At 61.8% G+C, this 10,718-nt stretch carries 9 protein-coding genes; 3 read left to right on the top strand and 6 right to left on the bottom strand.

Annotated elements, in window-relative coordinates; translation table 11 throughout:
* The first annotated feature begins 371 nt into the window (after nucleotides 1–371).
* Nucleotides 372–968 (top strand): protein-L-isoaspartate(D-aspartate) O-methyltransferase, encoded by a 597-nt coding sequence (locus NW845_RS11025; RefSeq protein WP_414378546.1) that lies wholly within the window; start codon nucleotides 372–374, stop codon nucleotides 966–968.
* A 12-nt stretch (nucleotides 969–980) separates the two neighbouring features.
* Here NW845_RS11025 and NW845_RS11020 read toward each other — a convergent pair whose 3' ends face one another.
* The gene (locus NW845_RS11020) at nucleotides 981–1,739 is read right to left on the bottom strand and encodes a glycerophosphodiester phosphodiesterase (RefSeq protein WP_414378544.1); all 759 of its coding nucleotides are present in this window, start codon (nucleotides 1,737–1,739) and stop codon (nucleotides 981–983) included.
* Here NW845_RS11020 and NW845_RS11015 point away from each other — a divergent pair.
* Nucleotides 1,738–1,923 (top strand): hypothetical protein, encoded by a 186-nt coding sequence (locus tag NW845_RS11015; protein WP_414366040.1) that lies wholly within the window; start codon nucleotides 1,738–1,740, stop codon nucleotides 1,921–1,923. The two genes, NW845_RS11020 and NW845_RS11015, sit on opposite strands and share 2 nt — an antisense overlap.
* Here NW845_RS11015 and NW845_RS11010 read toward each other — a convergent pair.
* The 5 genes from NW845_RS11010 to NW845_RS10990 form a co-directional block, all read right to left on the bottom strand.
* Nucleotides 1,920–2,489: a peroxiredoxin gene (locus tag NW845_RS11010; protein ID WP_414378542.1), complete on the bottom strand. Its 570-nt coding sequence runs from the start codon at nucleotides 2,487–2,489 to the stop codon at nucleotides 1,920–1,922. The two genes, NW845_RS11015 and NW845_RS11010, sit on opposite strands and share 4 nt — an antisense overlap.
* A gap of 41 nt (nucleotides 2,490–2,530) precedes the next feature.
* A complete protein-coding gene (locus tag NW845_RS11005; protein ID WP_414378540.1) occupies nucleotides 2,531–3,061 on the bottom strand; it encodes a GNAT family N-acetyltransferase in 531 nt (176 codons plus the stop codon).
* A 339-nt stretch (nucleotides 3,062–3,400) separates the two neighbouring features.
* Nucleotides 3,401–3,547, bottom strand: coding sequence for a hypothetical protein (locus tag NW845_RS11000; RefSeq protein ID WP_414366036.1), 147 nt, complete (start codon nucleotides 3,545–3,547; stop codon nucleotides 3,401–3,403).
* 810 nt (nucleotides 3,548–4,357) lie between these two features.
* Nucleotides 4,358–5,074, bottom strand: coding sequence for a precorrin-2 C(20)-methyltransferase (locus tag NW845_RS10995; protein ID WP_414378538.1), 717 nt, complete (start codon nucleotides 5,072–5,074; stop codon nucleotides 4,358–4,360).
* A 3-nt stretch (nucleotides 5,075–5,077) separates the two neighbouring features.
* Complete coding sequence (locus NW845_RS10990; protein WP_414378536.1) at nucleotides 5,078–5,440, bottom strand: STAS domain-containing protein; 363 nt, start codon at nucleotides 5,438–5,440, stop codon at nucleotides 5,078–5,080.
* Nucleotides 5,441–5,735: 295 nt separating this feature from the next.
* Here NW845_RS10990 and NW845_RS10985 point away from each other — a divergent pair, with 295 nt between their 5' ends.
* The gene (locus tag NW845_RS10985; RefSeq protein ID WP_414378534.1) at nucleotides 5,736–10,541 is read left to right on the top strand and encodes a translocation/assembly module TamB domain-containing protein; all 4,806 of its coding nucleotides are present in this window, start codon (nucleotides 5,736–5,738) and stop codon (nucleotides 10,539–10,541) included.
* Nucleotides 10,542–10,718 lie beyond the last annotated feature (177 nt).

Genomic DNA, 10,718 nt, shown 5'->3' with positions numbered 1-10,718 from the left:
TGGCATGATTTGCTGCCTAGAAATTGTGAAGCAATACATCCAGAATCAGTCAGAGGGTGCTATCCATCCCCACCGTACAGACGGTGGGGAATTCCGCACCTTACGTTAAAGCTGGAAGTCTCTTGGGAAGTGGGCCAGAATCGAGTTAAGGGATCCCGAGCTGGGTGCAGTTACGGCGCAGCATTCCCGGAAAATCCCGGCAAGCTGTTAGCTTCGGAGGTTGTGCGCCAATGGTAAGGTTGTTCTCATCTCTCTTTAAGAGGACTTCTAACCCCTGGGCTGGGATCCCGGCTGCCGAGTTGGACGCTCCTGAGCCTGCCGCTGGCGGTGGGGAGAGGCAGGCTTGTCCTTTTGCTGCCCAACGGGAACGGATGGTGAGGGAGCAAATCTTGCAGCGGGGGATCCGCGATCCGCGGGTGCTGGAAGCAATGCGCAAGGTGCCGCGTCACCTTTTTGTTCCCCCGGAGCTGCGGGATCGCGCCTACAGGGATTGCCCGCTGCCCATTGGCTACGGCCAGACGATCTCTCAGCCTTACATCGTTGCCTTCATGACCGAGGCGGCCTGCCTCACACCCGAATCGGTGGTGCTGGAGATCGGCACCGGATCCGGCTACCAGGCGGCCATTTTGGCCGAGCTGGCCCGACAGGTGTATAGCCTGGAGCGTTTGTCTCCCTTGGCCGCCCGTGCCCAGCAAACCCTTGCTGCCTTAGGCTACCGCAACGTGGAGGTGCGCCAGGGAGATGGCTATCAAGGTTGGCCGGAACACGCCCCCTACGACGCCATCGTGGTCACAGCAGCCCCCCCAACCCTGCCGACGCTGCTGCTGGATCAACTGGCGGTGGGGGGCAGGTTGGTAGTGCCGGTGGGCGAAAGCCAGGGATCCCAATCCTTGCTGATCCTCCACAAAACCCCGAAAGGGGTGGTGCAAAAGGGCGCTTTCCCGGTGCAATTTGTGCCCATGGTCTAGGGCAGGGGATCCTCAGGAGGCGGCCCAGAGCTGGGCGCGAATTTGTAGCGCCAACTGAGGGCGGTCGGTGATTAGCCCCTGCACCGGCAGCTCCTCCACAGGCGGGCGCAAACAGAAGGCCATGATCTCCGGGTCGTTCACCGTCCAGACGTAGAGCGGGATCCTGGCCTGGGCCGCCGCCGCCAAAAACGGCAGGTTCAGCCAAGAGTAGTGGGGGGCGAGAAAGTCGGCCCCCAGCTCGCGGCAATAGGCCAAGGGGGATCCCTTCTCTTCCTCCGACTGCGCCTCCACCAACAGGCCAACCTGGAAAGGGGGAGCGGAACTGCCGCGGTGCAAAAGCTCTTTCAGCCGCCCTACCACCTGGGGCAAAAAGGAGGTGAGCACGCAGGCATCCGGGGACAGTTGCTTGCTAATCAAGGCAAGGACTTGTTCTTCGTAGCCGGCCTCCTTCAGCTCGAGGTCGAGGGCAATTTTGCCTCCAACCTGAAGCAGCACCTCCTCTAAGGTGGGAATCGTGGGCTTGCGGGCGCGGATCTCGGCCCAGGTGAGCGCCGCCAACGGCTGCCCCTCCAGCTCGGCATCGTGAAAAATCAGCGGGATCCCGTCGCGGCTGCGGCGCACATCCAGCTCAATCCCGTCGGCCCCGCCTTCGATGGCCGCCGCAAAAGCGGCCAGGGTATTCTCCTCAGCGTGGGTGTGGTCCCCACGATGGGCGACAATCCGGGTGGGAAAGCGATAGGCTGGAGAAGTTGAAACAATCTCTGTAGCCATGGACGCAGCCGAAATTGCCGCCTTAAAAGAGCGTATCAAGCGCATTCGTGAGCGCCGGCCAGCTTTGGTCAAGCTTTTGGAAAAGCCAGACCTGGGCAGCTTGCGGGTCGATGTCAATCAAGCCCTCGAGGAAATCGACGAGCTGCTGCAAGAGTTCGAGCAGACCTTTGGCCCACAGGACTAGCCGGCCTGGGTAAGCTCTTGCAATTGGGCCAAAACCTCGGCACTGTGCCGATAGGGGTTGACAATTGGGTCGATGGCCCGCAGGATCCCGTCGGGGTCGATCAAAAAAGTGTTGCGCAGAGCCATCTCGCCCATCCAGGAGCCGTAGGCGCGGCTAACGGTGCCCTCAGGATCGGAAAGCAAAGGAAATTGCAGCCCCTCTGCTGTGCAAAACCGCCGGTGGGAATCCACCGAGTCGGCGCTTACGCCCACAATTTGTGCCCCCAGAGCCTGAAACTTGGGCAGATCCTGCTGAAAGCGGCGGGCCTCGATCGTGCAGCCGGAAGTGAAGTCGCGGGGATAGAAGTAGAGCACCACCCACTCGCCGCGAAAATCCGCCAGCCGCCGCACCTGGCCCGACTGATCCGGCAGCTCAAACTCCGGTGCCGGCGCCCCGATCTCCGGCAGGGGAGTGGTGCCCCACTGGGCCAAGGCGGACTGGACACCTCCAAAGCTCACCAGCAAAACCGCAAACAACCCTGCCAGGCCCAGCCAGCGCCCGATCCTGGCCACTTTTTTGACAATCACGGCAACATCTCTCCAGCTCCCTAACTCTAGTTTACATAACTTCACAGCAGCCACTTGCAGAGCAAAAGCTGGGGTGGGATCCCCAGCCACCGCCAAAGTTGAGAGGTGCGCTGGATGGGAGTGTAGCGCAGTTGGGCGTAGAGCTGCCGGGCGGGCAGATTGTCTTCCACCACGTGCAGATACAACTGGCGATAGCCCCAACCTTGCACCACGCCTTCGGCGCTGAGCAAAAGCTGCCGCGCGATCCCGCGCCGCCGCCAAGCGGGCAACACCGCCAAGTTGGAAAGATAGGGATACTTGCCATGGGCCATGGCCCGCAAGGAGATCTCAGCAGTGGCCACCACCTCGGATCCCACCGCCGCCGCCAGGCAGCAGTAGTGCGGATCCCTGGCCGCCAGCTTGAGGCACAAATCTTGGCGGATGCCCAGCTTGTGAATCGGGTAAAGCCAGCCCTGCAGACCCAAAGGCGGATAAAACACCTGGGCGAGAACCTCCGCCACGGGATCCAGATCACCCAGTGTGACGGGATAGACCACGAGGGAGGGCAACACAGAGGAAAACAGGGCGCTCAAGCATCTGTTGCAAGCGTCCTTGCTATTTTCGCAGAGAAGCTGCACGCAACTCGCAACCAACAAGAAGTGGCGGCAACCCCAGCGGCACCGCCACTGAACCAGTAAAACCTAAGTGGGGGGAAACTACCCACCCTGATGCAGGTCACCTGCACCCAAACTTCGCTATCCCTTCACTTGTTGGAGCTTCTATTCGATTGTTCCGAGCTCACCCTCCTCCTTTTGATGAGTTCAACTGCTCAATCGACGGGGAAAGTGGAACAGCTACCTGACGAACCAACTTTTGAAGCTCTGCTCCCGAGTGTTGAAGCGCCAAAACCTGACCCGCTCTCGCACTGTGCCCTACAGCTCACCCGCATAGCGAGCTGAGCCTTTGACGCGATAGACATCATCGGTAATGGGCTGGTAACCTACTTCAATCAGATCAGACTTGGCAGGCGTGAACACGCGGATAACTGCTCTAGCAATTTTCGAGAGAAAGGCAAGCATAAAAACCTCCTCCAAGCGAGAGTGAAACTATGAACTGGGCGAACCCAAAATTGCTAAAGCCCGCAGCCCTTGACCTCCTGAGCAGAGTCGTGATTCGCCAGAGTCTGCAGGGGGGAGCACCTGAACCCAACCGAGCATCGGTTTTCCACCTCTTCCCTGATCCTAAACGGAGACTCGAAATAGCAGGCCAGCACCTCCTCAACCGGTAAAACCGCTTGCCATCTTGCCATCTCACCAGAGGTAAACGACCTCTTATCGTTGCAGCGGCTAACCTCAACAGATCCGACCGCTATTTGATTTAGCTCCCATGTCCCTTCCTTAGAGGAAAACCTGTCGTAGGTGCCAGGTGCCCCGCTGGGCAAGACAACCACTTGCTATAGAAACCTGCCGGCGCAACGGATCGGAAGTTCGTATGAGATTGGATCAAAACGTTGACCGACAGGGAGCTTTGAGCTTGAGCAGATTGCAGGCTGGTGTCTCGCCTTTGAGATGAAGCTGAGATATTATCCTCCTTGCTTGAATCACCACATCTCTAATCTAGCTTGGGTCAAATCCCTCTACAATGGCTGGCAACTGTTCTTAACAGTCTAGGTCATTTCTTTAATCGTCCTTCCCATATTTCTTCAACATAGGTCTCCAGTAGATCTTGCAGTCGGATCCTCTGCCTTTTTCCAGAAGCAAGGTCTACTTTTTAGAAACTTTTCAGAAAGCAGGGGGGGCTGGATCCCCAGCTCAGCCGAGGATTTAACCGAGGCCACTCGACCCGGCTTCAAGTGGGCCTCCCACTTCAGAAGGGTGTCGGGGAGAACTTCAATTCCGGGGCCGAGAGCGCAGGATTAGCAGGGAAAAGTAGGGGGGGCGATAGTCGGCCAATTCTTCTAGGGTGGGGAAGAGAACTTGCTGCGGCCAACCGGCCCAAACCACCAAGCTGGCCTGCTGCAGCCAACCTCTTGCCGCCAACCACTGCCAAACCTGAGGATAGACAGGGGCCACTTTCATCAGCACGACCACGTCTGCCCAGGCACAGGCCGCCTCCAGCTCCGCCAGGGCAAAAAGAGCGGGTAGGATCGCCAATTTCTCGGAGCCGAGCGCCAAAGGGGATCCGAGGGCGGCGGCGGCAGCCAGGGGAGAGCACACCCCCGGTATGGCCTGGATGGGCAAGTCAGGGATCCGCTGCTGCAGGGCCTGGGCCAGGTAGGCAAAGGTGCTGTAGAGGCCCACATCTCCTTCACACACAAAGGCCACATCCTCACCCCGTTCTAGAAGCGGGACCAGCTGCTCGGCAGCCGCTTGCCAGGCCGCCTGCAGAAGCTCAACTTGGGTAACAAAGGGCAGATGCAACGGCAATAGGGTTTGTTCCGGTCGCAGCCAGGGGCGCACGATTTGATAGGCTAAACCCGGCTGGCCGATGGCGTTCTGAGGGCAGGCCACCCAGCGGACGGCGCCGAGGATGCGGGCTGCTTTGAGGGTCAGCCACTCGGGATCCCCGGCTCCAGCACTGATCCCCCAAAAAGTTCCCAGGCCCATGTATCAGGTGGTTTCTGGATTGCCCGTGCCTTCCTCCCTCAGGCGATCCAAGGCTTCCTGCAGAGAGTTGCGCAAGGACAAAAACTTTTCTAGCCGTACCAGTTTCACGGTTTGGGTGACGCGGGGGTTGCTCACCACCTGAAAGATACCTCCACGGCTCTGTGCCAGCTTGGCCAATTGCACCAGGGCACCGACGCCGGAGCTATCGATGAAGTCGATCCCCGTCAAATCCAGGATAAGGTTGGGGGATCCCTCTTCTAAGTATTTGGTGACCACCTTAACAAAGACCGGCTCAGAAAAGGCATCCAGAAGGCCCGTCAGGTAAAAGACCTGGCAGTTTTGCAGCGCTTCGCGGCTGCCGCGCAAGCTGACCGTCAGAGACAGAGGTTCCGGAATGGCTTTTCTCCTTTTGTCTATCTCGACAGAAGATGGAGGCCCGATCTCGGGCGTGGAGATAGCTTAGCATCCCTGCGGGCGAGACGGTATTTTTCCGCGGGCAGGGGATTGCGGCTGGGGGCAGGGATCTCTTCTCTCTGTCCCCTCGTGGCAGGCCGGGAGTCCTTGGGTAGGATGGGGGCAGCTTCCCCTATTCAGAGGAGGCCGGCCTGCGGGCCAAACAGGGCTTCTCAACTGGGGTGGTTCGGATCCCTGAGGGTGGGTGTTGGGCGAAGATCAGCGCGAGAAAGAGCAACGATTTCCCCTCTCCTCCAAGACCTGGATTGGGGTGGGGGCGGGGTTGGGTTTGGGCTTGACGGCTGCTGCCTTGGGCGCCGCCTGGGGAATCGGGGCGTATCTTCAAAATCAGGTGCTGCCCCAGGTAGAAGAAACCCTCTCGCAGGCGATGCGCCGGCGGGTGGAATTGGGGGAGGTAAGGTTTGTGGCCCCTTGGCAGGTGAGGCTGGGAGAAAGCTACATCGAACATTTGGCCAGCATCGGCTCTATCGACCTCAGCCCCGACTTTTGGACCTGGCTACAAACAGGCCAGTGGGTGCTCAACATTACCCTGAACCGGCCCCAGTTGCTGCTGATGGAAACGCTGGATCGCGGCTGGGCAGATGTGCAGTTTCAACTTCCAGAAGGGGAGGGATCCCTGCCCTTGCAGGGGCTGAACGTCCGTTTGCAGGAGGGATCCCTGACGGCCATCCCTTTGGTGGGGGAGCGGCGCCAGTTTGACCATCTGCAGGGCCAGGTGCAGGTGTGGCTGAGTGCCCCGCCTGGGGAGGAAGCAGGGGGGCGGGCCAGTTTCCAGCTCTCGGCGCGGCTGCGCCCTCTGGCAGGGGAAGGAGGGTACCCCTTGCAGCTTAGGGGGGTGGCGGATTTCGCCCAGGCTTCTGGCGCGGTGACGGTTGCCGCCCAGCGCCTGCCTTTGGAGCTACTGCCCAGCATCTTGCCGGCAGCGCCCTGGACTGAGGTGGAGGGGGAGGCTGGTCTGGCTCTGCAAGTCCTCTGGGGAAGAAATCGCCCTTTGGAGTTGACGGGGCAAGCCCAGGTTCAGCAGGCGCGGCTGGGGTTGGAGAGGTTGCCGCATCCTTTTGAAGAGGTGAAGGGCTCTGTTCGCTTTACCCTAGAGGAGCTGGATCTGCAGGGGGTGAGCGGTCGCTTTGGCCAGCTCTCTTTCGGGGATCTCAACGGCTCCATTGCCTTCGGCGACAACGAGGGGTTCAATCTGCAAGCTGTCATGGCTCCAGCCAGCCTGCAGCAAATCCAGGAGACTTTCAACTTTGAGCTGCCGGTGGCGGCGGCAGGGGTGGTGGCGGGATCCCTGGCGGTTACTGGGCCGCTCAAGGGACCGCAGATCCAAGGGCAGTTGCAAGGGATCTCGCCGGGGCAGGTGGATCGCCTGGCGGTGCCGGAATATGCTTTTGGCTTCCGCTGGGCCGACCAGACCTTGGCCTTTGAGGAAATTGACCTGAAGGCCGCCGGCGGACGCATCCAGGGATCCGGACAACTGCAATGGGCTGCCGGCTTGGCGGGCCAGTTCAATTTGCAGGTCAGCGGGGCCGACGTGGAGCAGGTGCTGGCCCTCTACGACCTCAACCTGCCGCGGCGGGGCGAGCTGCCCTGGGCGGGGCCGGTAAGTGCTCAGGTACAGGTGGCGCTGACGGGATCCCGGCCCCAGGTGGAGGCCACCTGGGAAACCCAAGGGGGAGAGATTGCCGGCAGAGGACAGCTTCAGATCTTGCCCGAGGCGGGGGGCTGGGCGGTGGAGGTGCCGCAGGCCGTGTTGGAGCTGGGCGGGGGCCGGGCCCAGGTGGCGGGAAGGTGGGCGGCAGGGCAACTCCAGGCGCGGCTGGCTCCCCAGGATCTGCCGCTGGCCTTTTTTAACCCCCAGTGGCCGGGATCCCTCTCCGGGGAGCTGATGGCGCAGATGAACACGGCGGAGGCGGCGGAGGTGGGTTTCCTGGCGGCGTTGCGAGCGCAAGGGTCGCTAGCCCTGTCCCAGCCTTTGGGAGAGAGGGGATGGCCATGGGTTGACGGCATCCGCGGCCAGGTAGCTTGGGAAGGATCTGACCTGCGTATCCAGCAGGCAGAGATCTTGGCCGGCACCACCCGCTTGGCCAGGCTAGAGGGACGGATCCCCGTAGACCCGCAGACGCTGCAGGTGGGATCCCTGGATCTGAACTTTGCCGCTGACGGGATCCCCCTGGCAGAAGTACTCGGCCTGCCGCCGAGGGTGGCAGGATTGCTGCAGGGATCCGGGCAGCTCCGCGGCTCCCTGGAGGAGTTACAGGTGACGGGGGAGGCCCAGTTGCGCGGCTTGCAGGTGGGGGAGGTAGCCTTTGCCGACTTGGCTGGGCCCTTTAGCTGGTCTAGCCAGGGGACGACGGTGGAGCTAGCGGGGACGCGGGAGCGGCTGGCGCTGCAGTTGGATCCCCAGTTTCGGCCCTTGCAGTTCGAGCTGCGGCGGGGCGAGGCGGAAGTGCGCGGCCAACGACAGCAAGATGAGCTGCAGGTGGTGGCGAACCGCTTGCCGCTAGCTTGGCTGGGGGGGGTGGCTGCTGGGGCATGGGCCGGCTTGCAGGGAACCCTCGATGGGGAGGTGGCGCTTGACCTGGCCAGTGGCGCTGCTCAAGGTCAAGCTGCGGTCGAGGGGCTGCGACTGGGCAATCTCGAGGCGCAGGGCCTTGCAGTGGATTTCGCTTACCACCCTGGAGACGACTCTCGCCCCGCTCGTCTGACCCTTGCCCAAGCCCAACTGGAGCTGTTCCAGAGCCTCTACACCGCCAGCGGTACTTTGGAGCTGCCGGCGACCTCTCTGGATCCCACCTCGGCGGCTCCCGTTCCCCAAATCGACCTGCAGATCAGCACCCGCCGGGGCCGCCTGGAAGATATCATTTCTACTTTCAAGTGGCGGAAGTGGAGCGATATCACCAGCCGCGGTTTTCGGCTGCCACCTTTGGGCCCTGCCGCGGTGCTGCGGACGGATCCGGTTGGTCTGCCCAACCATCCCCTCTGGGAGCAGCTAGAATACTACGCCCAGATCCTGGCTGCCCACCTGGAGGCCCTGGCCAGCCGCATGGATCCCCGCATCCCGCCGCCCACCAGCTTGCGGGGGGAATTTCAGGCTAGCGTCAGCCTCGTCGGCAACCTCAACCGGCCCAGCGTCAGCTTTCACCTGGAGGGCCAGAATTGGCAAGCGGAGGAGTTTGGTGTTGAAAGCCTCACCGCCAGCGGCAGCCTGGTCGAGGGGGCAGTGGTGTTGCAGCCACTGTTGTTGCGCAGTGGGGAACGCCAAGCCCTTTTCACCGGCAAGTTGGGCCTGGAGGAACAGTCGGGATCCCTGCAAATTCAAGGGTTTCCTCTGGCTTTGCTGGATCGCTTCCTGCCGGATGGGCTGGAACTCCAAGGGGATCTCAACCTGGATGTGGAGCTGGCAGGTAACCTGCGGGATCCCCTTGCCCGCGGTTCCCTGACGGTGGTGAACGCCCAGATCAACCAGGTGCCGCTGCAGGAGGTGGGGGGACAATTTGACTACCACCAGGGACAACTGCGCTTGGAAGGCGCCCTGCTGGCCAACGGCGACGAGCCGATCCGCCTCTCTGGCCTGGTGCCCTACACCCTGCCCTTTGCGAAGGTGCGGGCCGCCTCGGATCAGATCGACCTCAGCCTGCAAGCCGAGAATGGCGGCCTGCGCTTGGTCAACCTCTTCACCGACCAGGTGCGCTGGGAGGGCGGCCAAAGCCAACTGGAGCTGGCCATCCGCGGCACCTTGCGAGAGCCCAGCCTGCAGGGGAACCTCAGCCTTAGCTCCGGGATCCTCAAACTGGCCGCCCTGCCGGAGCCCATCACCGACCTGACCGGCCAAATTGTCTTTAACCTCAACCAATTGGAGGTGCGGGAGCTGCGGGGCCAGTTGGGGGGCGGATCCCTGTTGGCCAACGGCTTTTTGCCCGTCAACTCCCGCGGCGCCCTGCAGAGGGACGAGACCGCGCCACCCTTAACGCTGCAACTGCAAGGGATCCAGCTCAACCTGCCCAACCTCTACACAGGCCGCCTGGAAGGAGAGGTGACGGTGGGCGGCCTGCTGCTGCGGCCTCTGATGGAGGGACACCTAGAGATCTCCGATGGAATCGTCGATGTCAGCCCGCGCCAAGCGGCAGCTCCTACAGACGCGACTCAGGTAGATCCCTTCTGGCAGCCGCGGCTGAACGGGTTGGAGCTGGTCTTGGGGCCTGGGATCCGCGTGCAGCGCCCCAACCTATTTGAGTTCAACGCCAGCGGCAGCTTGCGCCTGTTTGGCACTCCCCAAGATCTACGTCCGGCGGGCACCATTGCCCTGGAGCGAGGCCGCGTCAGCCTGCCCATTGCCAACTTTCGCCTGGATCGCTCCCGCCCCAACACCGCCACCTTTGACCTAGACAACCCCTTCGATCCTTTTTTAAACCTGCGCCTGGTGACCCAAGCCTTCGAGGTGTATCGCTTTCCCCAGGAGCTCTCTCCTTTTGAGACCAACCGCACCCTACCGGGATCCCAGCAGAGCATCGAGATCTTGGCCACTGTCAACGGACGGGCCAGCCAGCTTGCGGCTGCGGATCCCCGCAACGGGGTTTTGACGCTTTCTAGCAGTCCCAGCCGCTCCCCAGAAGAGATTGTCGCCCTGTTGGGGGGAACAGCTTTGGCCCAACTCAATCCAGAAGCCGGGGTGGCCGGACTGGCGGGAACAGCCCTACTCAACGATGTGGTGGAGACGCTGCGGGACACCCTCGGCTTGGATGAGGTTCGCCTCAGCCCCGTCCCCCAGGTCGATACCCGTGCCCCCAGACGTTCCTCGGTGGGCCTGGCCCTGGAAGTGGCCCGCGATCTGGGGCCCGCCACTTCCCTCTCGGTGCAGCGCAACCTGACGGATCCCTTTCAGCCCACCCGCTACAGCGCCCGCTACCGCCTCAACGAACAAACCCTCACCCGCGCCAGCACCGACCTCGAGGGCAACAACGCCATTGCCATCGAGTTCGAGACTCGCTTTTGACGGGATCCGCCCCAGCCAGACTACGGTTTGTTATGTTACATCGTTATTGCTACGCAACACTGTCGCGAATGCGCGCAGAGCACTCTCCCCAACTCCCCTCTCCCTTTGGGAGAGGGGCCGGGGGTGAGGGCAGCGGCGCCGAGTGCGTGGGTAGGTGTGTCTTATACACATCTGCCG

Source organism: Synechococcus sp. H60.2, from assembly GCF_047462315.1.
In the GTDB taxonomy this organism is placed as follows: domain Bacteria; phylum Cyanobacteriota; class Cyanobacteriia; order Thermostichales; family Thermostichaceae; genus Thermostichus.
Note: the sequence above shows the minus strand (reverse complement) of the source record. Positions and strands in the feature narration are given on the sequence as shown.